Source organism: Collimonas silvisoli, from assembly GCF_018305005.1.
Taxonomy (GTDB): Bacteria; Pseudomonadota; Gammaproteobacteria; order Burkholderiales; family Burkholderiaceae_D; genus Collimonas; species Collimonas silvisoli.
This window is the reverse complement of record NZ_JAGQEG010000023.1, coordinates 1-26,398: the sequence shown is the minus strand read 5'-3', so window position 1 is coordinate 26,398 and position 26,398 is coordinate 1. Positions and strand designations below refer to the sequence as shown.

18 protein-coding genes and 2 pseudogenes are annotated in these 26,398 nt (G+C 57.5%); 11 read left to right on the top strand and 9 right to left on the bottom strand.

What is annotated here, in order from left to right:
• Window positions 1-73 precede the first annotated feature (73 nt).
• The 3 genes and pseudogenes from KHU33_RS08380 to KHU33_RS08370 all read left to right on the top strand — a co-directional run.
• Window positions 74-1,633: pseudogene (locus tag KHU33_RS08380) on the top strand (S10 family peptidase); the annotation flags it as partial.
• A 373-nt stretch (window positions 1,634-2,006) separates the two neighbouring features.
• The gene (locus KHU33_RS08375) at window positions 2,007-2,348 is read left to right on the top strand and encodes a hypothetical protein (protein WP_211462357.1); all 342 of its coding nucleotides are present in this window, start codon (window positions 2,007-2,009) and stop codon (window positions 2,346-2,348) included.
• A 164-nt stretch (window positions 2,349-2,512) separates the two neighbouring features.
• Window positions 2,513-3,676 (top strand): anti-phage dCTP deaminase, encoded by a 1,164-nt coding sequence (locus tag KHU33_RS08370; RefSeq protein ID WP_268907118.1) that lies wholly within the window; start codon window positions 2,513-2,515, stop codon window positions 3,674-3,676.
• 282 nt (window positions 3,677-3,958) lie between these two features.
• On the opposite strand, the gene ggt is transcribed toward KHU33_RS08370, so the two are convergent.
• Together ggt and KHU33_RS08360 are read right to left on the bottom strand one after the other, a co-directional pair.
• Entirely contained in the window at window positions 3,959-5,686 is a 1,728-nt protein-coding gene (ggt, locus tag KHU33_RS08365) for a gamma-glutamyltransferase (protein WP_211462348.1), read from the bottom strand.
• Between the two features lie 132 nt (window positions 5,687-5,818).
• Window positions 5,819-6,541, bottom strand: a pseudogene (locus KHU33_RS08360) (GNAT family N-acetyltransferase); the annotation flags it as partial.
• A 157-nt stretch (window positions 6,542-6,698) separates the two neighbouring features.
• Between KHU33_RS08360 and KHU33_RS08355 the strand changes: the two are divergent.
• Together KHU33_RS08355 and KHU33_RS08350 are read left to right on the top strand one after the other, a co-directional pair.
• A complete protein-coding gene (locus KHU33_RS08355) occupies window positions 6,699-8,075 on the top strand; it encodes an aminotransferase-like domain-containing protein (RefSeq protein ID WP_211462344.1) in 1,377 nt (458 codons plus the stop codon).
• Window positions 8,076-8,258: 183 nt separating this feature from the next.
• Complete coding sequence (locus tag KHU33_RS08350; protein ID WP_211462342.1) at window positions 8,259-9,056, top strand: transporter substrate-binding domain-containing protein; 798 nt, start codon at window positions 8,259-8,261, stop codon at window positions 9,054-9,056.
• A gap of 108 nt (window positions 9,057-9,164) precedes the next feature.
• Here the strand turns inward: KHU33_RS08350 and KHU33_RS08345 are convergent, their stop codons facing one another.
• Window positions 9,165-9,875: an NADPH-dependent F420 reductase gene (locus KHU33_RS08345; RefSeq protein WP_211462341.1), complete on the bottom strand. Its 711-nt coding sequence runs from the start codon at window positions 9,873-9,875 to the stop codon at window positions 9,165-9,167.
• 36 nt (window positions 9,876-9,911) lie between these two features.
• Window positions 9,912-10,769: a pirin family protein gene (locus KHU33_RS08340; protein WP_211462340.1), complete on the bottom strand. Its 858-nt coding sequence runs from the start codon at window positions 10,767-10,769 to the stop codon at window positions 9,912-9,914.
• A gap of 196 nt (window positions 10,770-10,965) precedes the next feature.
• Between KHU33_RS08340 and KHU33_RS08335 the strand changes: the two genes are divergently transcribed.
• Complete coding sequence (locus KHU33_RS08335; RefSeq protein ID WP_211462338.1) at window positions 10,966-11,856, top strand: LysR family transcriptional regulator; 891 nt, start codon at window positions 10,966-10,968, stop codon at window positions 11,854-11,856.
• A gap of 80 nt (window positions 11,857-11,936) precedes the next feature.
• On the opposite strand, the gene KHU33_RS08330 is transcribed toward KHU33_RS08335, so the two are convergent.
• Entirely contained in the window at window positions 11,937-12,875 is a 939-nt protein-coding gene (locus KHU33_RS08330) for a LysR family transcriptional regulator (RefSeq protein WP_211462336.1), read from the bottom strand.
• A 156-nt stretch (window positions 12,876-13,031) separates the two neighbouring features.
• Here KHU33_RS08330 and KHU33_RS08325 point away from each other — a divergent pair, with 156 nt between their 5' ends.
• Both KHU33_RS08325 and KHU33_RS08320 read left to right on the top strand, forming a co-directional pair.
• The gene (locus KHU33_RS08325; RefSeq protein ID WP_211462334.1) at window positions 13,032-13,970 is read left to right on the top strand and encodes an alpha/beta fold hydrolase; all 939 of its coding nucleotides are present in this window, start codon (window positions 13,032-13,034) and stop codon (window positions 13,968-13,970) included.
• 54 nt (window positions 13,971-14,024) lie between these two features.
• Window positions 14,025-15,092 (top strand): alpha/beta fold hydrolase, encoded by a 1,068-nt coding sequence (locus tag KHU33_RS08320; protein ID WP_211462332.1) that lies wholly within the window; start codon window positions 14,025-14,027, stop codon window positions 15,090-15,092.
• A 38-nt stretch (window positions 15,093-15,130) separates the two neighbouring features.
• Here KHU33_RS08320 and KHU33_RS08315 read toward each other — a convergent pair whose 3' ends face one another.
• Window positions 15,131-15,661, bottom strand: a complete 531-nt coding sequence (locus KHU33_RS08315) for an alpha/beta hydrolase family protein (protein ID WP_211462330.1) — start codon at window positions 15,659-15,661, stop codon at window positions 15,131-15,133.
• 344 nt (window positions 15,662-16,005) lie between these two features.
• Between KHU33_RS08315 and KHU33_RS08310 the strand changes: the two genes are divergently transcribed.
• Complete coding sequence (locus KHU33_RS08310) at window positions 16,006-16,704, top strand: dienelactone hydrolase family protein (protein ID WP_211462328.1); 699 nt, start codon at window positions 16,006-16,008, stop codon at window positions 16,702-16,704.
• A gap of 18 nt (window positions 16,705-16,722) precedes the next feature.
• Here KHU33_RS08310 and KHU33_RS08305 read toward each other — a convergent pair whose 3' ends face one another.
• From KHU33_RS08305 to KHU33_RS08295, 3 genes are all read right to left on the bottom strand, one after another.
• Window positions 16,723-19,284 carry an alpha/beta hydrolase family protein gene (locus KHU33_RS08305; protein ID WP_211462326.1) on the bottom strand — a complete coding sequence of 854 codons (2,562 nt, stop codon included), beginning with the start codon at window positions 19,282-19,284 and terminating at the stop codon, window positions 16,723-16,725.
• Between the two features lie 417 nt (window positions 19,285-19,701).
• Complete coding sequence (locus tag KHU33_RS08300) at window positions 19,702-20,064, bottom strand: hypothetical protein (RefSeq protein ID WP_211462324.1); 363 nt, start codon at window positions 20,062-20,064, stop codon at window positions 19,702-19,704.
• Between the two features lie 8 nt (window positions 20,065-20,072).
• On the bottom strand, window positions 20,073-23,282 hold the full coding sequence (locus KHU33_RS08295; protein WP_211462322.1) for an nSTAND1 domain-containing NTPase: 3,210 nt from the start codon (window positions 23,280-23,282) through the stop codon (window positions 20,073-20,075).
• A gap of 382 nt (window positions 23,283-23,664) precedes the next feature.
• On the opposite strand from KHU33_RS08295, the gene KHU33_RS08290 reads away from it, so the two are divergent.
• Together KHU33_RS08290 and KHU33_RS08285 are read left to right on the top strand one after the other, a co-directional pair.
• The gene (locus tag KHU33_RS08290) at window positions 23,665-24,420 is read left to right on the top strand and encodes a hypothetical protein (RefSeq protein WP_211462320.1); all 756 of its coding nucleotides are present in this window, start codon (window positions 23,665-23,667) and stop codon (window positions 24,418-24,420) included.
• 300 nt (window positions 24,421-24,720) lie between these two features.
• Entirely contained in the window at window positions 24,721-25,737 is a 1,017-nt protein-coding gene (locus KHU33_RS08285; protein WP_211462318.1) for a lipocalin-like domain-containing protein, read from the top strand.
• Window positions 25,738-26,398 lie beyond the last annotated feature (661 nt).

The window sequence follows — 26,398 nt, the reverse complement described above, 5'->3', positions numbered from 1 at the left end:
AACGTCTCGACGTCTCGAAAAGGAAAAGATCATGAGCATCGACCATGCATCGGTCCGCGCTGCGGGTTCATCGCAAGACCAGCCTTGTTTCGACCCCACCGCCTATGGCAACGGACCCGGCGATTCGGTCGCCGATGCGACGGAGAATGCGGCCGTCACCCGTCACAGCATCACCATCGGCAAGCGCGCCTATCCATACACGGCAACCGCCGGCCATCTGGTGGCGGTCGACGCCGGCAATTCGCAACCCGCCGCAAAAATATTCTACGTCGCGTTTACCGCCGACGGCCAGGATCTCAATACCCGTCCGCTCACTTTTTTTTATAACGGCGGACCGGGCTCGTCGTCGGTGTTTGTGTTGTTGGGTTCGTTTGCACCCAAGCGTATCAAGACCTCCATGCCCGGCTTTACGCCACCGCCGCCATATACCCTGGAAGACAATCCCGACAGCCTGCTCGACAAGAGCGACCTGGTCTTCATCAATCCGGTCGGCACCGGTTATTCGGCCGCCATTGCGCCCTACAAAAACAAGGATTTCTGGGGCGTGGACCAGGATGCCGGATCGATCCGGCAATTCATCAAACGCTACCTCACCGCGAACGACCGCTGGAATTCGCCGAAATTCCTGTTCGGCGAATCGTATGGCACGGCACGCAGCGCGGTGCTGTCGTATCTGCTGCACGAAGATGGCGTGGATCTGAACGGCGTCACCCTGCAGTCGTCGATTCTCGATTACACGCAGGCGGGCAATCCGGTGGGGGCGTTGCCGACGGCGGTAGCTGACGCCTGGTATCACAAGAAAACCCATCTGACGCCGCCACCGGCCAGCCTGCCGGCGCTGATGGCAACGGCGGCGCTGTTTGCGCGTAGCGACTACGCGACGGCATTGCGGAAATTTCCACGCTCCGATCCGGCGGCGATCAGGAAATTGAGCGATTTCACCGGCATCGACCAGACCACCCTGACGACATGGGGGCTCGACCTGGCCGCCAGCGACCACAACGGCAGAACGCTGTTTCTCATCAGCCTGTTGCAGAGCCAAGGCCTGGCGCTAGGCGCCTATGACGGCCGCGTGACCGGCATCGATACCGGGATTGCCGCCGACATCTCGCCCAACTCGGGCGGCAACGATCCAACCATGACAGCGGTCTCCGGCGTATATACCGCGATGTGGAATAACTACCTGAATGACGGCTTGAAGTTCTCCTCGAATTCCGCCTTCACCGATCTCAACGACCAGGCGTTCCAGAACTGGGATTTCAGCCATATCGATCCGACCGGTGCGCAAAAGGGCGTCGACGCCAAGGGCGACGTCATCCTGTACACGGCCGGCGATCTGGCGGCGACCATGAGTTTGAACATCGATTTGAAAGTCCTGTCCGCCAACGGCTATTACGATTTCGTCACGCCGTTCTATCAAACCGTCATCGATCTGCAGAAAATGCCGCTGACCGATCCGGCCATACGAAAAAACCTGAGCGCCAAATTCTACCCATCGGGCCACATGATCTATCTGGAGGCAGCTTCGCGCACTGCCTTGAAAGCCGATGTGGCGGCGATGATAGACGCCGCTACATCAGACCACCAGGCGATGGCCAGGATCAGGACCTTGCAAACACTTAAAACCGGCTGACAGCTTAATCGGGATGGGGTGACGCCGCACTGCGCTGCGGCGTCAATGAATCGACATACGCGCCTTCAGTCAACTGCGTCAACTGCGCCGCTTCGACGCCGATCTTTGCCATCAGCGCATGCGCTTCATCGACTCCGGCTTCGACAGACTCGCGCTCACCTTGGCGGCCAGTGCCGGAGTGATGTCGAAGCGTGCTTCTATTTCTATATTGCTTGCAATATGGTGCTTCCTAATCTATCCAGTCAGGGCAAAACATGACCCGGGTTGTTGGGAGTGGACAGTTTGTTGCAATTAAAGTAATGTTGTTGGCGCAAGAAAAGGGATTGCCGCGCCGATCGAATCGTGTTGTTCACCCGGGACAAAGTAGACATTCATGAGCCTCTATCATCATTCAAAGAATTGCGAGTTGGTTATCGGTATCGTCGCCCCGGTTGGCGTTAATCTGGATGATGTGGAAAATCGACTGGGATCACTCTTTCATCAGTTTCAGTACGAGTTTAATTTTATTCATGTCAGTAAACTTTGCTTGTCTTATCTGGATGTCCCCGCGACGACGAAGACCGAGCTGGAGCGGCTTGACAGTGGCATGAATAATGGAAAAGACCTTAGAGGAAAGTACAAGCGAGGAGATTTTTACGCGCTTTTGGCAATCAACGCCATTAACGTAAAAAGAACTACTGAAGATGGGGAACCCGGCCTAATGCCGTTCAGTTAAGCCCAGAACGGCATTCTTTAAATGGACCGATGCGGTCATTCCGTCATCCCCGCGAACGCGGGGATCCATGTTGCAGAGCATGGTGATTAAAAATGGATTCCCGCGTTCGCGGGAATGACGGGGTCGCCAATGACGCAGCTAACGCCATTCCCCCGTAACCTTAACTGAACGGCATTAGGGAACCCGGCCCATTAAAAAGACATGCGCACGTGATTCGTTCATTGAAACATCCTGATGAAGTGGAGACACTGCGGAGTGTCTATGGTGATGGCTTTTTTCTGATGGGAGTTTCTTCGAGCATCACAAGCAGAAAGCATTATCTTCATGAGACCAAAGGTGTTCCCGAAGATGAAATCGATAGATTAATTGAGAGGGACGACAAAGAGGCAGGAGACTACGGACAACGAACGCGGGATGTATTCGAATTGGCGGATGCGTTTGTTACAACGGACGGTGCGAAGCCTCTATCTGAACAACTTTCCAGGATATTAGACCTCCTATTTTCGAAGCCGGTTGTTTCCCCAACGGCGGACGAGTACGCCATGTTCTTAGCATATGCGGCGTCCCTCAGATCCGCGGATCTGTCAAGGCAGGTTGGCGCTGTGATCGCCAACGCTCACAACGATATTATTGCGACCGGAGCCAATGACGTACCTCAATTTGGTGGCGGGCTCTATTGGCCGGGAGATAACGATCAAAGAGATTATGCGCTGGGGCACGATTCGAACGAAATGGAAAAGCGAGAGATTACTCTGCGCATCATGAAAAAGCTTGAGCCAAATAGCGCGAAGACAGATGAAGTATTGATCGCTGAAGGCAGCAAATTTTTGAAGGATACGGGGATACTTAACATTACCGAATACGGTCGCGCCGTACATGCCGAAATGGAGGCGATACTTTCTGCCGCGCGAAACGGGATTTCGGTTCGCGGTGCTACTTTGTACTCGACTACTTACCCATGCCATAATTGCGCGAAACACATTGTCGCAGCAGGAATCTCGAAAGTTCGGTATGTGGAGCCCTATCCGAAAAGCTATGCAACAAAATTGCATAGCGACTCTATTGAGGCCAACGGCGATAAAGCCACTGACAAAGTGAATTTTGAGCCTTTTGTTGGCATAGGCCCTCGAAGATTCGTTGATTTATTTTCGACAAGTTTAAGTAGTGGGCGTAATCTCGAAAGAAAGCAAGATGGACGTTTAGTAGAATGGAGTCGTAGCACTGCAGAATTGCGGGTCCCTATGACCCCGTTGTCATATTTGGAAGCAGAATTGGTCTTGGTCAATAAACTTGCGGACATTTCCATTGAAACTTCGAAGGAGCATTAAATGAAATCGCTTAACAATTTCGAGAGAGCAAAAAAATTGACTGAAGAATGGCCTGCATGGAAGCGAGACTATCAATTGACGAAGAATTCAGGCGTCCGGGAAGAACGAGAGTGGTGCTTCCTGGGATTGTTGAGCATTAAGCTGCGACCGGCAAGGCGCACTTGAGCGACGCAGGCATAAAAATTACCCATTCAAAGAGACCGCCCGATGTGGCGGTCTTTTCCATTATGACGCTACGTTGGCTGCAGAGGGCGCGCAGCCTTGAACAGGGCTGCGTCTTCCTCAATAACCCAGCGCCAGCCCCGAGTTGCGGCGCGGATCGTTCGCGCCATAGAAGCGATTCTTGCCGACCGGCTTGCCGCCTAACGAAGGCGCCCCAACCAGTATCGCCGCAACATGGTTGAACGGCTGCGGCACGGTGAATTTCTGGCCCCAGCCTTCGAGGATTTTCTGGGTGTCGGGGCTCACGGTGAACGGTTCAAGATTGGTTGCTTCCGGCAGCCACTGCTGATGGAAGCGCGGCGCATCGACCGCTTCCTGGATGTTCATGCCGTAGTCGATCACGTTCAGCATGGTCAGCAGGGTTGCCGTGATGATGCGGCTTCCTCCCGGCGTGCCGACTACCATCACAGTCTTGCCGTCCTTGGTGACAATGGTTGGGCTCATCGACGACAGCGGACGTTTCCCCGGAGCGATGGCGTTAGCCTCGCCTTGCACCAGGCCGTACATGTTGGGCACGCCTATCTTGGAAGTGAAATCGTCCATCTCGTCGTTAAGCATGACGCCGGTCTTGCTGGCCATGACACCGGCGCCGAACCAGTCGTTCAGGGTGTAGGTCACCGAGACTGCGTTGCCCCATTTGTCGACGATCGAGTAGTGCGTGGTGTTGCTGCCTTCGTGCGGCGCGACCCCTGGCTTGATGTCTTGCGACACGCCCGCCTTGTGCGGATCGATGGCGGCGCGGATCTTGGTCGCGTAACCCTTGTCAAGCAGCCGCGCCAGCGGATTTTTCACGTAGTCGGGATCGCCCAGGTAGCTGTTGCGGTCGACATAGGCGTGCCGCATGGCCTCGATCTGGTAGTGCATCGCCTGGGCCGAGCGGAAGCCGAGGTTTTGCATCGAATAGCCTTCGAGAATATTCATGATCTCGCAGATAACCACGCCGCCCGAGCTTGGCGGCGGCGCCGAGACCACATGGTAGCCGCGGTAATCGCACTCGACCGGCGCCAGCTCGCGCGTCCGGTACTGATCGAGATCGGCCTGCGTGATGATGCCCTTGCCGGCCTGGCTCGAAGCGACGATGGCCTTGGCAACCCAGCCTTTGTAGAAGCCGTCGCTGCCCTTGCTGCTAATCTCGCGCAAGGTCTTGGCCAGATCCTTTTGCACCAGCTTCTGGCCGACGTGGAACGGCTCGCCTTTGTTCAGGAAGATAGCGCCCGAGTCAGCCGCATCCTTCTTGAAAACCTCGGTCGCGGTCTCCAGCATGTCGACGTCGCCCTGGTCCAGCACGAAGCCGTCTTCGGCGTACTTGATGGCCGGCGCGATTACCGCGGCGCGCTTCATTGTGCCGTACTTGCTCAGCGCCAGTTCCATGCCGGACACCGTGCCCGGCACGCCGACTGCCAGGTGGCCCTTGGTGCTCAGGTTTGGAATCACGTTGCCGTTCTTGTCGAGGTACATATTGGCGGTGGCGGCCAGCGGCGCTTTTTCACGGAAATCGAGGAAGGTCTTGCGGCCGTCGGCGAGCTGGACGGTCATGAAGCCGCCACCGCCGATGTTGCCTGCGGCGGGATAGACCACTGCCAGCGCGTAGCCGACCGCGACTGCGGCGTCGACTGCGTTGCCGCCATCCTTAAGGACGTCGACGCCGACCCGGGTGGCGAGATGCTGGGCCGTGACGACCATGCCGTTTTCGGCGGCAGCCGGTGCTTGCGAAGCAGCTTGTGCGCAGGCATAACAAAGGGCGAATGCCGTTGCAAGAAGCGATTTGGCAAGGGGATCGAATTTCATGGTGTGAGTCTCCAATGCTAAGAAAGGGGGACGTTGTCAGCAGCACGGCGTGGCGCTCCATGCAAAGCGTCGCCAGAGCCGTGCACAACATTCTATAGTGAATGCACGGCCCTAGAGAGACAACAACTATGCGGCGCTGGATTTCGCGTCGCGCAGCGCCGTCAGCGATGTGCGCTGCTGTCCTTGCGCATCGAAGTTGTCCGGCGCCAGCCATCTTTCAAAGGCCGCGCGCAGCTGCGGCCATTCCCTGTCGACGATGGAGAACCATGCGGTATCGCGAGACCGTCCCTTGTAGACGATGGCCTGGCGGAATATGCCCTCGAACTGGAAACCAAGGCGCTTGGCCGCCTGGCGTGACGGCGCGTTCAAACTGTCGCATTTCCATTCGTAGCGCCGGTAACCCAGTTGGTCGAAGGCATGCTTCATCAGCAGATACTGGGCCTCGGTGGAAACTGGCGTGCGCTTCAGAAGCGGCGAGAACGCGACGAATCCGACTTCAATGACGCCGTTAGCCGGATCGATCCGCATCAGCGCCAGGGTGCCGACTGCGGTTCCGGTCTTCAGCTCGATGACCGCGTAGTGCAAGGGATCGGCGCTGGTTGCGGCGCGCTCGGCATAGTCGCGGTAGCTGGCGGCGTCGGCAAACGGGCCAACCGACATGTAGGTCCAGTCGCGGCCGTCCGCGGCTTTGCTGTAGGCCGCATAGAGATCTGCTGCGTGGCGCTGCGGGTCCAGTGGTTCCAGACGGCAATAGCGTCCTTCGATTGGGCTATTGTGCGGCGGCTGCGGGCGCGTGGTCCAGGCCGGCAATGGCTCGCCGACCGGTTGCTGGTATTGATTCAAAGTGCTGGGCATAAATGGTCCTCTTTCCTCGCTACATGAAGCCAGACGTCTGTCGGGCATGTGCTAAAGTAGGCGCTTCGTGGACCTTGTAAAAGTGCCACATCATATATATTTCATGGTGCCACGCAGTCAGACCTGCATAGTCAACCTTGTACTTTCCGCTCTTCCCATGACGATGACTACCCCGGCTCTCGTGTCCCAGGTCTTGCTCGAAGCCCCGCTGGACAAAGACCGCGATGCCGCGCCCATGCAACGCCAGCTGCACCATCGTATCAAAGAGGCGATCCTGGATGGCCGCCTGGCGCCCGGCAGCCGCCTGCCGGGCTCGCGCGCCCTGGCTGAGGCATTGTCGATTTCCCGCAACACCGTGACTGCAGCATACGACCTGCTTGCCGCCGAGGGGTATGTCCAATCCGATCGGCAGGGAACCAGGGTGGCGACGCTATCGCGTCCGGCGCCGCCGCGGATGTTGCAGACGAAGGGCACGCCGCCATCCATACCGGCCATCGCGCTACGCTTGGCGCGGATTCAACCGAGCGTGCCGCGCGCCGACGCCGGCGCAACGTTGCGCCCGGGCGTGCCGGCCTTGTCGCATTTTCCACTGGCTGCCTGGCGTCGCGCCGTCGACCGCGCTATCCGCCACGCGGGGCCATCGGCCTTGGGCTATGGCGATCCACTGGGAGAGCCGGCGTTGCGTGCGGCTATCGCCCGCCATCTGGGCATCGCTCGCGGCGTGCGCTGCGAGTCGGCTCAGGTCGTCATTACCGAGGGGGCGCAGGAAGCTCTCGCGTTATGCGTGCGTTTGTTAACCAATCCCGGCGACACAGCCTGGATTGAAGACCCCGGCTATCGCGGTGCGAAGGCCGCGATGCATGCGGGCGACCTGCGCCTGGCGCCGATCCGCATCGACGCCGACGGCCTGATCGCACAAGCGCGGCGTCACGGCGCATGGATCATCGAAGATGATTACGACAGCGAATTCCGCCACGCCGGCGAATCCATCGGCGCCATGCAGGGGCTGGTGACGCAGGCGCCGGTGCTGTACGTGGGCACTTTCAGCAAGACCATGTTCCCCTCGTTGCGCCTGGGATTCCTGGTGCTGCCGCAAGCGCTGCTTGCGGAAATGCAGACGCCGCTGGAAGAGATGCTGCGCGGCGGCCATCGCTACGAACAGCTGGCGCTGGCCGAGTTCATCGAAAGCGGCCAGTTCAGCCGGCACCTGGGCCGCATGCGCCGCTTGTATCGCGACCGCCAGCAAGCGCTGCGAGAGGCCCTGACCCGGTACCTGCGCCTGCCCCATGTGATCCAAGGCGGCCACTGTGGATTGCACCTGACCGTGCGGCTGCCGGCGCGCTACCCCGACCACCGGATCGCCGACGCCGCCCGGCGCTACGGTATCGCACCTGCGCCGCTATCGGGTTTTGTGCTGCGCCCCATGCCTGAGGACAACGGCTTGGTGCTGGGCTACGGCAATACCTCCGCCGAATTGTTTGAACCTTTGGTCCGACGGTTGTCGCAACTGATCCGGGCAGCGGAGATTTTCTAGCTTTCGCTATCTGAGCAAACGCTTTGAAGAGATGTGGGAGAGATAAGCCCGGTTGCGCCAATATCGCGACTTTATTTTGCATGTATTTGGGCACGTATATTGCTATCCTCGGTTTGTTCGCGCGCTTAAGTATCCGCTGCGTGGAATATGAGATGGCCCTTACACTTTTTACCGGGGTAAAAAATGAAATTCGCGAAATTGCTCGTACTTCTGTCTGCCGGTCTGATTGGCGTCGCAGCTCAAACCGCTAAAGCGGATGCCTTGGCTGACATCAAAAAAGCCGGCGTCCTTCGCATCGGCGTGCCGCAGGATTTTCCACCGTATGGGTCTGTGACTTCGGATATGCAGCTGCAAGGCTTGGATATCGACGTTGCAAAATTGCTGGCCAAGGGTCTTGGCGTGAAAGCAGAGCTGATTCCGGTTGGCAGCGCAAATCGGATTGCCTATCTTCAGACACACAAGGCGGACCTGATTATTTCATCGCTCGGTAAAAATGCGGAGCGTGAAAAAGTGATCAGTTTTTCTCAGCCTTACGCTCCATTTAACAACAGCCTGTTCGGCATGGCCGATATCAAGATATCAGGCCCTGCCGACTTGGCGAATCAAACCGTCGGCGTAGCCCGAGGCACTTTCGAGGACACCTTGTTAACCGAAACGGTGCCAAAAACCACTGTGCTAAAGCGCTACGAGGACAACAACACCTTGATCTCGGCGTATGTTTCCGGCCAGGTAAAGTTGATCGGAACAGGAGATTTTGTCGCCACCACGATCGGCGTAAAAGACCCCACCCGCAAGCCGGTAATGAAATACGTGATCCAGGAATCGCGCTGCCTGGTGGGCATGAATAAAGACGAGCCGGCGCTGATGGCGAAAGTCAATGAAGCGTTGACCAGCGCCAAGAAATCGGGGGAGCTGAATACGCTGGTCAAGAAATGGCTGAATATCCCTCTCCCCGACAAGCTGGCAAGCGCGATCGAATAGTAATTGGTAATTGCCTTGCCTGAGCGTCATATAGCTCTATGTGAAAAAGCAGCGCCATGTTCGGCGCTGCTCTGTAGTCAGGCTCCCTCGCTTAATTGAGCGGCAACTTTAGGCCGGGAGTTTGATCAGGTTCAGCGCAGGCAATGGACCGCCCGGAAACTGTTGCAGCTTGCCGCCCACGGCCAGGCTGCCCAGATCGATGCCGGCAAATCCCAGCCGGTCTATCAATTGTTCGACTGTGGATTTGGCTGCGGCATCGTCGCCCGACAAAAACACCACGCGTTTTCCGCCAGCCTGGCCGGGGTCGCTAGCCAGTACCGCCGCCAGCAAGGTGTTGAACGATTTTACGAGACGGGCGCCGGGCAGCATGTCTGTCACTACCTGGCTGGAGTTGCGCCCGCCAAGTTCGGCCAGTTGAAAGCCGGGTTGAATCACGGGATTGGTGGCGTCGATGACGATGCGCCCGTTCCATGGCGGCAGATCGGCCAGTGCCGATGGCAGTTGCGCCCAGTTCACGCTCAGCACTACGATATCAGCTGCTGCCGCGTCGCGGACGCTGCCTGCGCGGGCGTTCGGACCAAGGGAATCGACCGTTCCAGCGAGTGATTCAGGGCCGCGGCTATTGCTGAGGGTGACCTTCAGGCCGGCCCGGACGGCCTGTTTGGCGATGGCTTGGCCGATGGCGCCGGCGCCAATGATGCCGAGATGCTCGACGCGTTCCGGTTTTGCTTGTGAATTGTTCGACATGATGATTCCTTTCATTCGTTGTCGTAGTTGATGCAGATGAATGGCGCTTACGGCGGCAGCGCACAGGGGCATGCGCTCTGATGTTGCGTAAGGATTCCGCGCTGCGGTTCAGGCTGTGCGCGGCACGAGCTCCCTGATGCGCTCGATCTCGGCTTCGCCGCGTTCCAGCGCATAACCGTCCGTGTGAACCGAGTAATAACCCAGCACCAGATCGTGGGGATGCTTGATTGCCGAACCGAGAACGAATTCGGTATCACCCTCTGCGAGAAAATCCAGGGCGGCTGTCGACTCTTCGAATACAGCGAGCTCGTTCTGCAGCACCGTACCTGCCGTATGCAGCTTGCCTGCGTAGAGAGCGACCCAGCCGACCGTGTGTCCGGCAGGCGGTTGATAACGCCAGCGCTGTCCGTTTTTCAGCCTGATATGCAGATAATTGATAGACGCGCGGGTTGTGACGGCGCTCGCCGCATTGCCATAGCGGCCGAGAATGACGCGGGCTGGGCCGTGAGTTTGTACTTGTTCCGGCGCGAGATACTGGCTGTGCGCGGGGCCGTTTTCATCTTCTGGCGGCAACGCAATCCACAGTTGAAAACCGCGCACGCGATCGCCTTCGGCGGCGCCGCCGCCATGCCAGACACCGCCGCCGGCGTTCATCCATTCGACGCTGCCGGGAGACAGGGTGCCGCTTTTTCCCGTGGTATCCCGGTAGTTCATATTGCCGGAGATAATGACGGTCACGGTTGCGATGCCTGAATGCGGGTGCATGCCCGAGAGCGGCATGCCACTGGAACCGACATCAAAGTTGTCCAGGAACACGAAAGGCTTGATTTTTTCACCGATGCCGGATGGGCTGGCAAGGCGGGTAAACCAATCTTGGCGACGTCCCTGGGTGCGATAGATAACCTGGCGGGCATTGGCGGCTGTTTGCTCGGAAGCGGCAGCAGTTCTGGTGACAATTGCATGCATGATGTTTCTCCTGAGTTAAAGAAAATAATTCCTTGGCAACGTTGCTTCTCGTCCTCAAAACCGCGCCGCTTTCGGCAGGGTGAAACTTTGCTCAAGGATGTTTAATATGCGCTGAAGCCATGACTGCATGGTAGGCAGTAGACCGTTATCGCGGAAGCCTATATATTTAGATGGAATCTATCGTCAGGAGCGATACATGCTAGATGCGATGTCCATGGACCAGTTGCGCACGTTTATTGCGGCGGCGGACGAAGGAAGCTTCTCCGCCGCCGGCCGCAAGCTGCGGCGCGCGCAATCCGTCGTCAGCCAGACGCTGGCGAATCTTGAGCAGCAAATCGGATTTCCGCTGTTTGAGAGAACCGGCCGCTATCCGCAATTGACGGAGGCGGGAAAAGCGCTGCTGGCTGATGCGCGCGCGGCAGCCGACAGCATGGATGGCTTCAAGGCCAGGGCGCGGACCTTGGCCGAAGGGCTTGAACCCGAACTCTCTGTGGCGGTGGATGTGATGTATCCGATTGCAGCGCTCACTGAAGCCGTGCGGGCGTTCCATGCAGCCTTTCCCATCACGCCGTTAAGGCTGTATGTGGAAGCACTTGGAGCGGTGATCCAGCCGGTGCTGGACGGCCGCAGCCGGATCGGCATCATCGGTTCCTTACCGGATGTGCCAGGCAATTGCGGCTCCGAATACCTGTTGAGCGTTCCCGCAATCACGGTGGCGGCGCCCTCGCATCCGCTGGCAAGCATCGGCGGCGCCATTCCTCGTGCTACGGCTGCCGGTTATGTGCAGCTGGTATTGACGGATCGCTCCAATCTCACTGCAGGGCGCGATTTTGGTGTCGTGTCGCCGCTGGTCTGGCGGCTTGCCGACCTCGGCGCCAAGCATGCATTTTTACGCGCGGGCCTGGGCTGGGGCATCATGCCGCAGCATATGGTTGCCGAGGACATCGCACGCGGCGCGCTGGCGACGATTGAACTGGAGGCCCATACTTCAGCAGGTTCAGCCTTTTTCATGCATGCGATATACCGCAAGGATATGCCGCCGGGTCCCGCCGGACGCTGGTTTGTAAGTCAGCTAAAGCGGGGATGAATTCGATAAGATCTGGAGCGTTGACGTCGCCAGCAGCGCATGGCCCGCAATTGCTTTGGATTGCGCCTCTGCTGGCAAAACTACCCCTGAACGTCGATCCTTCGGTTGCTTCCCGATGATTTGTCGACATGACTTCTCAGTTCGTCGATGAATACACGAGTCTTCTTCGGCCGATGCCGTGCGGCCGGGAACACCGCGTGAATGCCGCCGCCCGGCAGATTCCAGCCGGGCAGCACGCGCAGCAGGCGGCCCGCCGCTACATCCTCCGCCGCGGCAAAGTCCGTCATTATCGCCAGCCCGGCTCCCGCCAGCGTGGCGATGCGGGCAGCGTAGGCAGTGTTCACGGAAAACGTCGAGTTGAAGCGGATAGTTCGTTCCGTGTCGCCCTGTGTCTTGAAGGTCCATGTCACGGGCTGCGGCAATACCGATAACGCGACAAACGCCAAGTCTCGGAGATCTTCCGGTGTCTGCGGCTCGCCAACCCGGCTAAGAAATTGCGGACTCGCCACCAGCCATTCGGCAAAGCTGCCGATGCGCACTGCTTGGTAACCGGAATCAGGCAGTCGTCCGATGCGGATGGCGACATCGATGCCGTCCGCGACCAGATCAAAGTAGCGGTCGCCGGCCAGCAATTCTATTTTCAGCAGCGGATAGCGCTGTTGCAGCGCGACGGCGACCGGAGCGACGACGGTCGCGCCATAGTCGATCGGCGCAGTGATGCGCAAAGTGCCGCGCGGCTCCGCCGTATCGTGTCCGGCGGCCGAGATCGCAGTCTCGGCATCGCTCAGGATGCGGCAGCTGGCTTCGTAAAAGGCCTCTCCGGCGTCGGTCAGGCTGAGGCGGCGCGTGGTGCGCACCAGCAGGCTGGCGCCGATCTCGCTCTCCAGCCGCTGCATATGGGTGCTCACCATGGTCTTGGCCAGGCCCAGCCGGTTAGCGGCCGCAGTCAGCGAGCCGGCTTCCACCACCGTGACAAAAACCTGCAGACGATTGAGATTGACCGAAGAAAGATTCGCCATGTCGATTGGGTATTTTATTGTCCATTAATAGTGGACATAGTTTAACTAATTATCCCTCTTATCGGCGCTGGTGAATGCAGGTATATTTCTCCCATGAAATATTTTAAAGAGGCAGAAAATCACTGCCTGCCATTCTTTCTCATCAGGAGAACATCGATGAAATCGACAGTAATAGGATTATGTATTGCGCTGTTTTCTTCGCTTCAGGCGCACGCTGCGACACAAGTGTCTTACCGCACCCAGGATGTGGATGGCATCAAGATCTTTTACCGCGAGGCAGGCGATCCAGCCAATCCGACCATTCTGCTATTGCACGGATTTCCTTCGTCATCGCACATGTATCGCGATTTGATTCCGGCGCTGATGGACAAATTTCACGTCATTGCGCCTGACTATCCGGGCAGCGGTTATAGCGAGGTGCCGGAAGGCGTCAGCTTTACGCCGACATTCGACGGCCTGGCCGATGTCATGACGCGCTTCGTGCAACAGAAAGGGCTCACAAAATTTGCGCTCTATGTCCAGGATTTTGGCGGGCCGGTCGGCTTCCGCATGGCCGCCAGCCACCCCGAATGGATTTCCGCATTAGTCATCCAGAACGCCAATGCCTATACGGAAGGGCTGTCCTCGCAACTGGCGAGCGACATCAAACAACTCAGCGTCGGCATCAATGCCGCCACCGAACGGGCCATGTCGCAGGTTCTGAGTCCGCAAGGCGTGCAATTCATGTACAAAACCGGCGCCCGCAATCCGGAACGATTGAATCCGGATGCGTGGACGCATGACGAAGAGGGTTTGCAAAATGACTTGAATCGCAAGATCCAGATGCATCTGCTGACCGACTACCATTCGAATCTTGAGCAATACCCTGCCTGGCATGCTTACTTCCGCAAGAGCCAGCCGCCGACCCTGATCGTGTGGGGCAAGAACGACCCGTTATTCGTGGAGGCTGGCGCCAACGCCTATTTGCGGGATATCAAAAATGCCGAGCTTCATCTTCTCGATAGCGGTCACTTTGCGCTGGAAGAGGATTCTGCAGAGATCGCCAGCCGCATCACCAGGTTCTTGGAGACCCGCTCAACGCTTGTAAGGCAATGAGTTGATGTCATTCAGCCTCGGCATTATTAGAATTTCGATAAACGAAAGAAAAAAATGAAATCACAATTCAGCCAACGCGGCATGTTAAAAATCGCTGCGCTTGTATTGACGACAATGATGTTCTCCTGGCTTTCCGTCAGCGCTGTTGCGCAAACCAGTTTGGAGACACCTGCGAAGAGCGGAATAGAGATTCACGGAAAAGGGCAGTTTGCGCCTTCGAAATTCGGCAAGATCTATTATGAAACCGAGGGTTCCGGTTCGCCGGTCTTCCTTATCGCCGGCGGCCCCGGCTCAAGCCATGCCTCATTTCATCCGTGGTTTTCCCGGCTCGCCGCCGAACACACCGTCGTGTATCTGGATAACATCGGCAGAGGCCGCTCGGATAGATTAGATCCGCAGCGCGCTTCAGGATATACCGTTGAACGCGATGCGGAAGATATCGAAGCACTGCGCATCGCGCTCGGCTATGAACGGATCTCGGTGATCGGTCATTCATACGGCGGCATGCCTGCGCTGGCTTACGCATTGAAGTATCCGCAACATGTCTCCCGGCTGGTCTTATCCGACACCTTGCTCAATGCGCAGAGCTGGCAGCAGAATATCGACAGCGTGAATTTCACCGCGCGTAATCAGTTTCCCGAGATATGGGAGCAACTGATGCAGCTGCGGACACGCGGGGTTAAATCGAGCGCCGATGAATATGGCGAGCTGTACGGAAAGACGGAGCTCGACATCTACTGGCGCGATCCGGACATGGAAAGCAAGCTGTATCGATCCGGCGACCCTGCAGACGCCTCGAATTCCGATGTATACCTGAGCTTCATCGGCAACGATCCGGAGTGGCAGGTGGGCGGCACCATGAAGCGCTACGATCCGCGCTCCCGCATGCAATCCCTCACCGTTCCGACCTTGGTTTGCGTAGGCCGATACGACCGTGTCGGCACGCCGAAGATCGCCAGTGAAATCAAGGCAGCCCTGCCTGCCGCCAGCAGCAAGCTGGTTGTCTTTGAGCGCAGCGGACATCGGCCATGGGTGGAGGAAACGGATGCGTATTTCAATTTGCTGAAGGATCTTTTCCCAATTGAAGATGGCAGTACATCGCCGAAATTAAGCGCGCAATAGTAAATGGCAGTGCATGCAGCCCCTATGCATGATCGCTCTCAATGTTTCAGCGCCTTGTCGAAAAACGCTAGCGCGGACGTATTGAACATGACGTGGAATGCTGCACGATCAAAACCAGGAGCGCTGTTGCAGATATCGGGCGCTCTTGCGGCAAAGGCCTCGCTGCAAGGATGCAGAAAATCGAAGTGCCCGGCCTTTGGCACGACGTGGTACTCCGGCGGCTGCGGCAACGCCAGGCGCACAGCTTCGGCGTACCAGGGGTGCGGCAGAATGGCGTCCTCCTCAGCCCGCCACAGTTGAACCGGAACCGTCACGTTCTTGAGGCCATCCGGCGCAAAGGCGAAACCGAGCGCCGGCGCCGCGACTACAGCGGCTTTGATGCGAGGATCCTTTGATCCGTCATGGCTGGAAGAAGCGGGAACGGCGGCGCTCGGGTACCAAATGCCGACCTCTAGCGGCGCGCCGTCGGGGTCTGGAGCGATAAGGTGCTGGAAGCCAACGGCATGTGCGCAAGCGGTGCATGCAGCGATCAGCAGCGCGATAAGAGCGCGAGGCAAATTGATCTTCATGATTTATCCCGGTCAGGTTGTTGCTATGCCCGCCAATGTATGACAGATGGCGTAAATTGTCGTCGCCGTTGCGACGAGATGCGCAATTTTGGCGGCCAAGTGCATCTCTCGCAGCGTCTTGGGGGAGGCGATATCGTGCGTGCAAGGAGGCGAACGAAGATAGCCGCATTATGAGAGATCAAACTCGTCGCTCCGCCATCTGGTAGCATGCTATTTGGGCATTGGCTTGTTCTGATGCATACGTTCGCAGACGATCGCCTTAGATGCAGATAATTTCAGCAGCCGCAAGCTTGAACCCATCCCCAACACACCGACATTTATTTCTCGCATAGAGAGGATCTAGCATGAGCGTTACCAGCAAATGGATCGAGGTCAAGGCCGCCGACGGCGCCTTCGGCGCTTACCTGGCCATCCCGCACACCGGCAAAGGCCCCGGCATCGTGCTGCTTCAGGAAATTTTCGGCGTCAACGAGCACATCCGCTCGGTCGCCGAGCAATATGCCGCTGACGGCTACATGGTGCTGGTGCCGGACTTGTTCTGGCGCAGCGGCAGCCGTATCGAACTGAGCTATGACGACGCCGGCTGGAAACGCGCTGTCGAGCTGATGAAAGCCACCGACGTCGTCAAGGCGCAATCCGATATCGCGCTGACCATTGCGGCCTTGAAGGCGCAGCCCGGGCTGGACGGCAAGCTGGCCGCCATCGGTTATTGTTTCGGCGGCATGCTCGCGTATAACACAGCGGCCAACGGCCTGGTCGATGCGGCGATCGCGTATTACGGCGGCGGCATCCAGAATCAGTTGCAGCGCGCCGACGACATCAAGGTGCCGCTGCTGATGCATTTCGGCGGCGCTGACAGCCATATCTCGCTGGACGCCGTGCAGAGCATTGCCGAGCGCTTCGAAAACAATGAAGACGTCGAGGTCCACATCTATCCGGGCGCCGAACACGGCTTCAATTGCTCGCACCGCTCCAGCTACAACCAGCGCGCCGCGGCGGAAGCTCATGGCAATTCCCTGACTTTCCTGAGCGACCATCTGTAAGCAGGCAAGCCCCTGCGGCTATGATTTCTGCAAAAAAACGCCAGCCGATGATGGCTGGCGTGCGTCAGGCGCACGCGGCGGCGCGTTCTTCACGTAGGTGTCGAACCAGCGCAGCATTTCATAAACGAGCTGCTGGTTCGACTCCATGGCCGAGTACCAATGCGGTTCGTGCGGCAGCAGCACCAGGCGTGTGGTGCCGCCGTTGCCGCGGATCGCCTCGTAGAGCTTGCTGGCTTGCAGCGGCGTGGTGCCGGGATTGGCGTCGTCCGCGCCATGCACGATGAGGAGCGGCGTCTTCATCTTGTCGGCGAAGAAAAATGGCGAAACCTTCAGGTAAACATCCTGTGCGTCCCACACTGAGCGTTGTTCGTTCTGGAAGCCAAACGGCGTCAGCGTCTTGTTGTAGGAGCCGCTGGTGGCGACGCCGGCGCGGAACAGATCGGAGTGGGCCAGCAGGTTGGCGGTCATCAGTGCGCCATGACTGTGTCCGGTGACGCCGATACGGTCGGGATCGGCGACACCCAGCCGCACCGCCTCATCAACTGCCGCCTTGGCGTCGCCGACCAGTTGCTCCATGTAGCTGTCGTAGGCTTTTTTCGGATCGCCAACAATGGGGAAGGCCGCGTTATCGATGATTGCATAGCCGGCCAGCAGCAGCAATCGATACTGGCGCAGCCGCGTGAAGGTTTCTTGCGAGCCGGTGGTCTGGCCAGCCTTGGAAGCATCGGCGTAATCGAGCGGATAGGCATACAGAATCGTCGGCACCCGCTGGCCCTCCCGGTAGCCGGGCGGCGTGTACAAGGTAAACGATAAGTCGAGGCCGTCGTCGCGTTTGTATTTCACCAGGCGCTTCTTGATCTCCCGCACCACCGGTGTCGGATCCGGAATGTGGGTGATGGCGGCGCTGCTCGAAGCAAAGGCTGCTTCCCCGGCCGCGGCGTCAAGCGGCGCACCGATAGTGCGCAAAAATGCATTGGGCGGATCGATCACCGATTGACGCCAGGTCAGGAAGCTGTGCGCATCCGCTCCGGCGAAGCCCAGGAATTGCTCATAGGATGTCTTGTCGCTGCGGAACAGACGCTCCGATTTCAGCGTCTTCAGATCGAGCTTGTCCAGGAACGGGCGGTCGCCGTCCGGCGAAGCGCCGGCGCCGCTGAGGAAGATCGAGTCGCCATCCTGGCGCAGCACCCAGGCGCCGTTCGGCAGCTGGCGTTTGACAGGAGTGCCCGGATTCGCATACTTCTCGTCCGTCGACAGATCCCACAGCAAGCGCGGCTTCTGCTGCGGATCATCGGCATCGATCAGGAAGCTGCGCCGCCAGTGCCGGTTGCGATCGTATTGGTGCATCAGCGCGAGACCGGCTTGCTCAGTCCAGGAGATGCCGGCATAACGCTGTTCGGTGCGCGTGATCTCCAGCGCCGCCGTATTGAACGGCGCCTTCAACAGCATGAGCTTGTCGCGCGCCGGCACTTCGGTTTTCCAGTCGCCGCCGTCGAGCGCTTCGGCCCAGATCAGTGTCGCCGGTTCAGTAGCGCGCCAGGAAAAATCGCGCGGTCCGAGCGCGACGCCGCCAATCGGCACCCGGTCCGCCAATGGCAGCGAGGCGACGTGATGCACCGCTATGTTCTGGCGTTTTGACAGATCCCAGATTTCCACTTCGTGCGGAAAACGGTCAAAGGTCGTGACGTAGGAATAGGGCTTGCGGATCGAGGTAACCAGCAGATGCCGGCCATCCGGCGCCGCCGCCAGCGATTCGTAACGGCCCGCAGCCCCCACTGGCGTGATCGCCAGGCTATTGGCGTCAACCAGCGCCAGTTGCGAGGCCGCGTAGTAATCGAACAGATCCTCGTCGTGCCGATTGCCCAGCGTGTCGCGGTTTTCGTAGGTGCTGCTCTGTCCTTTGCCGCCTCCTGATTCCTGGATGCTGGGGCCGGCAGGTATCGCCGGTTCGGGCGGCGGTGGGCCCATCCGCGAGGGAACCAGTTTGACCAGCAGCGTTTTCTGATCGGGCATCCATTGCATCTGGTCTTCCAGCATCGGATTCAGATGCGCGCCCGGGACACGATGGATAGCGCCGCTGCTGGCATCGCCAATCCAGAGCTCGACCGCGTTTGCGGTGACATTTTCGAAAGCGAAGCGCTTGCCATCGGCGCTCCACAGCGGCCGATTCGGGCAGGCGTCCGCGGGCAGCGCAATATGCGTCTGCGCGCCACTGGCAATATGCACCAGCTCAAAGCTGCTGGCGCAGGGCGTGATGCCGTAACCGCCCGGGGTATCGTGCTTGCTGTGATTCTTGGGTTCGACGCGCACCCCTGCCAGGCGCAGGAAAGGCGCCGCCACCCGGGAAATCGACGGATAGTCCTGCCAGGACACCAGCAGCATCCGGTCGTGCGTCGGGCTCACCACCGGCACGGGCGGCGATGGGGCGCGCATGACGTCGAGGATATTTTTGGGCGGCTGGTTGTAGCCCGAGGCGGAGTTGTCCGCCGTTGACGGCGCGGAAGCCGCTAGCGCCGCTGACGTGATGCCGGTCGCCAGCAGTGTGACCCAGAGACAGGTCAAGGGGAATTTTATTGCCATTAGTGTCGTGTCCTCAGTTTTGATTCGGATGCAATAAGGGGTTTGTCAGTTTTGTGAATGACCTTGCTAATATTGCCACTTGAGACTGAAAAAAGGCATTTTCTTGCGGAATTTTTAGCAATTCCATCGATCCGCAACGGAAAGCGGCCGCCGGCACTACTGAGCTATGTTGCTAACTTCGGGGGGAGCAGGCCCTTCATCGCGCGCCCTGCATGATGGTCTCCTTCAGAAATGAAAACACCCTACAAGATTAGTACCTTGTAGGGTGGAGGGTGACCATCTCATTACGCCAACCGGCGATGGTTGGCGTTCGTGGTGCAGATCCTTGTCATTAAAGTCGCATATGAAGCGCAAGCATTCATGCGATGCAGCGAGTCGGTTCGGTGCGGCGTGTGTCTATCTGGTTAATTGTCAGCGTCAGTGGTTGTTGACAATTTCGGGGTCATAGGTGAACCTGACTTTGGGGTTCTGGCTGTTTCTGATAAACAGCGTCACCGATATCTGCGTCCCAGGGAGGTCGTCGTCCAGATCCTCAAGCTGGTAGCCAGCCCCATTGTCAATGGATCTCCCGGTCAGCTGACTGCCGGTGCCTGGCGTATTGTCCATGTAGCCGGCGAAGTAGTACCCGGCCGCTATCGATTCTTTATCCAGCTCATAGCGGATTTGGGTCTCTCCATCCAACACAATTTTCTCGGGCTTCACACTCGGAGGTTCGCTGGCATTCAAATTCATCAGCACTGTGCGAGTACGGTTTGAAGCTGTCGTTTGTGAGCTCATCATGTTCCTAGCTATTTGTGGGTTGAAAGATAAAGGAGATAGCCGCGCTCGCGGTAGCCGATTTGCAGCAGTCGCGCTTTGGCCGCGTTGAATATAGCATTGTTATCGAAGCAAGCGTGGATGCGTACCAATGGGTCGAGCAGGCGATAGTCGCTGCTTTGCGGCGCATCCTTGGCAATCAGTTCGCGTGCCTGCTGGCATGCATCATCGGCGGCTGCCTTGTTGTTTGCTTTTGCCTCAATGTCGGCGAGAACCAGCCATCCATTTGCCAGAGCCAGGCGGTTGACGAGATTCGACGGATTGCGCATCAGCGTCTCCGTCAAGCGGCTCTGCGACTGCGCAAGGTGCAGCCTGGCTTCCTGGTTGCGGCCAAGATCGAGCAATGCAAGGGCTATATGCTGCTGGACCTGTCCTTCCAGTCGCGACCAAACAATGTTGTGCGAATCATGCTGCACCAGGGAGTGCGCCGTCTTGGCAATTTCCTGAAGCTGTGGCAGGACATCGGGCGTGCCTGTCTGGCGCGCGGCGATGCGCAAGCCTTCCAGTTTTATAAGGGCAGAATTTCTTTGCCAGCCAAGGTTGGACGGCTCTTGCTGAAGAGCTGCATGATATAGATTTTGTGCGGCCTGATACTTGTCGAGCGCCACTTGATCCTGTCCTAAGGCAAGCTCCAGGCGGGCTTGTCCTTGCAGCGCCAATGCCAAACGATTGCTCCACAGCGCATCCGTGGGCGCGGCCTCATGCACGCGTTTGACAATCTCCAGTTCGCGTTGATACAGCTTCATGGCAGCATCAAGCTCGCCCAGAGTTTCTTTGGTTGATCCCAGCCAGGACAGGCTGTTGGCCAAATCAGCCGCCAAGGTGCGGTCTTGCGGTTTCTTCGCGGTGGCTTTCGTTTTCAGATCAATCGACAGCAGAAATTCGCTGACGGCGCTGCGCGCATCTCCACGCTCCAATGCCAGCGAGCCCAAGCTACTGTGCGCATACGATTGTTCAACCCACCAATCGACGTTGTCCGGCTCTAACGCATGCAAGCGGTCGCTGTAGTCTTGATACTGCTTGAAATACCGTTCGGCCTGGTCGCGGTCGCCCTGTTCCATGCATATCCTGCCGAGCCAGAACGAATTGGCGCCAAGGCTCTTCAACACCTCACGCTCATTCGGCGCGATCGAATTTTGGCGCAGCAGTGTGGCGTGGGCGGCCAGCAGCGCCTCGCTGGCAGCTTTCGGGTTGCCGCGCTCGACATTCACCTCGCCGATAAGCTGCAGCGCTTTGGCGCGTTGGGTCAGCGAAGTCGGGTTTAATGATTCGGCATTCGAGCCGGACAGATATTGCAAGGCTTTCGCGCTGACGGTATCGAGCAAATCGAGTTTGCCGATTGGTCTTAGCTTGTCGACAAAATCCCCCAGCATGAAACCCATCAAGCCCTCGGCCTCGGCACGCCGCTGCTGGGCGATCTGTTTGGCGCCGATTGCGCTTATACCCAGTCCGGCCGCAAGCAGCGAAAGACTGACGATTGTCGCCATCACGCCGATGCGTATGCGTTCGCGCAGTCTGGTTTTCTTGATAGAGGCGTGAATCAGCGCAATTTCATCCGTCGATAGCGAAAACGCCGTTATTTTCAGCAAGCCGCGTGCTTCATCAAGCTGCCTGCCTGGCGGCAGCAATAGATCGCCGGTTCTCCCTTCGTTCACCCATCTGGTGGTTAGCAAGGCCGTTCGGCCGCGCACCCGTAAGGCATTGCGATGCGTTTCGATCCATGCCATAACCCTTGGCCAGCGCCGTAATAAAGCCTCGTGCGCTACGCCGAATCCCGGTTCGTCGCCAACCAGCTCGCTGACGAACAACCTGGCTTCCACCAGCACCTTGACCAATTCATGTTCTGCCTCGGACTGCAAGGTCGACCAGGGCGCGCGCCGGCTGGTGACGACTTCCTCGTTCTCCGACAAGGTGACCAGCAAAGACAGTACCCGAGGCAAGGATGCGCGTTGTTCCTCGCTCAATGCGTTGACCACTTCCTCTGCTCGCTGACCGATGGCGCCTTCGACGCCGCCGAGGTGATGCAAGGCGTCGAAACTCAATTCGCCGTCGACGCTGCGCAAACGGTACAGTTCTTGCAGTGTGTATTGCAGCAGCGGCAACGCGTCGGGGCTGGCCGCTGCGCTGGCGCACAAGATGTCGTCGAGCCTGGTTTGCGATTGGACATCGACGCCGAAGGACAGATTGGCAGCGATCACCGGCATGCGGATGATCTGCGCGATCTCAGCTGGAGACGGCGGGCTCAGATCGAAATGCCCTCCCAGCGGTTTCCCCTCCATCAATAGCGGATACTCAGCGAGACGAGGATAAAAATCGTTGCGGCAAGCGATCACAATGACGACATGGCTGCTGCGGGCTAAGGCGTCGAGTGTTCTTAGGAAAGAGTGACGCTCTTGCTCTGAAACATGCGGCAATGCAAATAGCGCTTCAAAGCGGTCGATAAATAAGGCCAAGCGAAGCAGGTTGCACTCTGCGTGATCGTGCGCCAGCGCATGCTGCAGTTCAAGCGTGACCGCAGCCAAGTCCTGCTCCAGGCGCAAGCCGAGGGAGCTGCCGCTTGCGCCAGGAAATACGTCAGTCCCGTTTACCTGCCAATCAAGCAAGACGCTGCCAAGTGCCGTGAACAATGGATGGTTGCCCATTTCGGCCAAATCGAAAGTGATCGCGGACAGCACCAGCACGCCGCCACCGTCGGGCTTTTGCGGCTGCATCAGACTTGGTAAAAGACCGGCGCGAACCAACGAGGTTTTCCCGGATCCGCTGGGGCCTAGCACCAGTGTCAAGGCGCGCCCTGTTTTGATTCGGGCCGAAACTGTCTGCAATAATTTGAAAACGGCGTCGCTACGGCCAAAAAACAGTGATGCATGTTCTTCAACAAACGGCAGCAGACCGCGGAACGGCGATTGGTTCAGCCAGCTGCCTGCAATTGGCTGAGCTGGCTGACTGCTTGCATAAGTCACATCGGCGACAGTCCTATACCCCCGTTTGCGAATCGTTTCTATATATATAGGGGTCTTGGCATTGTCGCCCAGCACGCTGCGCAACTGCGTTATCGTCTTATGCACAGGATTGTCGCCATACAGGGTGCTGCCCCAGCATTGCTGCAATAGCTCTTCGGCACTCACCACAGTACCTGCGCGGCTGCATAGCGCCAGCAAGACGTCCATGGCGCGCGGCTCCATCTGCCGTCTTGTTGTTCCGTTGCCTATCGAATTTGTCGCCGGACTTATTTCCCAATCTGCAAAGCGAAAAACGGCATGTTTCATGTCGGCGGCTACCTGTCGTCGGTGTGTTCTTGAACGCGCTGAAGGCGGCGGAGTCGACAAATCCATTTAAAAACAAATACTTATAAACCGGAAGGTATTCAGAAGGTTAATTTGTCTAATCCCGCCTAGAGTTTATCTCAGGAAACAGGATTTTGCTAAACGTCAACTCTGGTTCTGCGTCGGTCATTGCTTGCTGGTGACTTTTTATCAAGTAAAACTCATTAACTTGCCCGCAATGGATACTGCCGACCTGATGGAACCAATCGTTGCCCCTTTAACAAGGGATATGCTGGATTGCGTGCCTGATATTTCCGCGCCGGACGTCAAGGCGGCGCTCGCCCAGATACTGGCAAGCGGCGCCTTCTCCAAAGCCCAGCGCATGAGCCGCCTGCTTCAATTCCTGATCGAGAAACGGGTCGCCGGTGCGGTCCGGGATACCAATGAATACACCATCGGGATCGAAGTATTTGATCGCGATCCAGCGGCGTACAACACTAGCGAAGACCCTATTGTGCGGGTCCAGATCGGCCGCTTGCGCAAAAAGCTCTGCGGCTATTACACGGCATCGGGTAACGCTGCCGACTTGATTTTTTCAATTCCTGTAGGGAGTTATATGCCAGAGATACGCAGGGCGGGGACGGCCGACAGTAGTTTCAAGCACAGCCACATGCTGGCCATCCTGCCGCTCAGGTGCATAACGACCGATGCGCCATCTGTCTCTTTCGCCGAAGGTTTGAGCGAAGAACTCAGCTTTCAATTGTTCAAAGAATTCGGCAATAAAATTGTGTCGTATACCTTCGCCATGGCGGAGCGCGCCAATGCAAGCGACGTCTCAAGAAAAATTGAAAAAAACGGCGTGAGTCATTTGCTGGAAGGCAGTATTCGCGTCGAAGGGGAATTTATCCGGCTGTCTTTCCGCCTGGTGGATGCTGCGGCCGGTTGTATTGCATGGTCAGAGCAATTCGACCGCCATGCGTCTTTGGCGATCTCGCTGCAGGAAGAACTCGCCTTTTCCATTTGCGAGGCGTTGAAACATTATTTTTCCCACGGTTGACGGCGTGTATCGCAAGCCTCGCCGCTACCGCTTCGGTAGCGTTACCTAAAGATACTTATTTCTCCTATGGCGTGGCCGTACCTTTGCGCTTTGTGAGGCACTAGGAAAGTGCTGATCAATTGATGTTTTTTCGAAGTGGGAGGTTGCACGGCGAGCGAATGGCATCCTCGCTCGAATGAAGCTGCCACGCATGAGAAAACGGGTTTTTTTGGAACCAACTGGTCTTGGTTTTTCGCCTATCGTTCTACTGCATTAAAAACGGCGAAATTTCCTCGCTCCTCAACTCTGATTGGAAATCGCATGAACGTGTCTCCTTACATACGCCTGCCCCAAGACCAATATGCCCACCCTGGCGCCCCCGCTGAATGGTGGTGGCATATTGGCAGCCTCAATTGCGGTTCACGGCAGTTCGGGTTTGAGATAAGTGCCGCGGGTTTTCTGCAAAGCGCTGAAACACCATCGTTCCTGATGGCCAATATCATGCTGACCGACGTCGCTGCGGTCACCCACTATCAGCAAATCACAGCCTTTCCTTCCACGCCGGACTGGGCGCAAGCCGACCCCGAGCAGCCGTGGTCAGTCAACGTCGGAGCGAGCGGCATTCCTGGCGCGATCGCGATGCATGCAGATCCAGCTAATCCACTTATGATGAACGTCCAGGGCAGTTTCGTGGATGCCGTCACCGGTGTTGGAATTACGTTGAATCTGAATTTTGAACAGGGCCGAGGACCGCTTTTGGTATGGGCCACTGGCCGTTCACCTGAACCGGTTGACCCTAGCGGAAAAACGCCGCTGGAGAGGTATAACTACTATTATTCGTTGACTGATCTGAACGTCACCGGGACTGTAACCATAGGCAGTGAATTATTTGAGGTAACCGGCCTCACCTGGATGGACCACGAATACGGCGCATGGCCTCAGTCTACCAAATGGGCGCTGCAGGACTGTCAATTGAATAACGGCATACGTCTTTCGAATTTTACAGAACCAAATATAAAATTGGTCGAAAATGTGCCGGTTCCATCGCATGTAACCGTGCTTTGGCCGGATGGAATGTCCACATTCGAGTCCAGTACAGCCACGCCGCTCGCCCCATCCTGGACAAGTCCAAGCGGTACCGTCTATTTTCCAAAAATGCTCGTTGAAATCCCGGCGCTGAACGCATCATTTACGGTGACGAGTTTGATCCCCGGCCAGGAATTCTGGAATCCTCAAATCGCCAGATCCCAAGTCTATGAAGGCGTAGCTCTTGCTGAAGGTGTTTTTGACGGTGAGCCGGTATCAGGACAAGCCTGGAATGAGCAACATTTGGCTTGAGATATTTCAATTCTGGCCGAGACGTGTCGGTTATCGATCTCGGCTATTAAATTTCGCTTGGCCGCTATGACCTGCGGTACAACATTCCCCCGTTGACTTGAACCACCAGCTTATCGGCGTCATTCAGCATCTTGTCTAGCACCGCCATCGAGTTACGCAGATCCTGACCAATTTGCTCGAGCGGCGCCTTGTCGATCTTGTTAACGATGTTGTCTAGCTTGGCCTGAAGCGTGCCAAGAGTGCCAAGCGTTGTGACGGCATGGATGGATGTTACGGTAACACCGGGGCTTGTGTTACCTGAAGATACTGATATCGCCGCGGCGCCGCAGCTACATTGGTGATGTGGCGACCCCGATGCCGGACTCGGGATCCCACGACAGGTCCGCCAATGCCGTTCCGCGCGCTCCTGAGCAAATGAAGTTTTCAGCGCAAGCTAGCAGTCATTTCACTTAACAATTGCGCGTCAAGCGTGATTCAATTTAGGAAAAATATCATGATCAATATCACTACAACTATCCCTCAATCGGAATTCGCCGTGGATGCGTCCGCAGTCGCCGCAATCAATTTTTGCGGTCTGTGGGCAGCTGCGCGGCCAGCGCTTGTAGCACTCGTTGGCGTAGTTACCAGCCCGCTCGTGAAATTTGCGGTCAACACCGTTTTG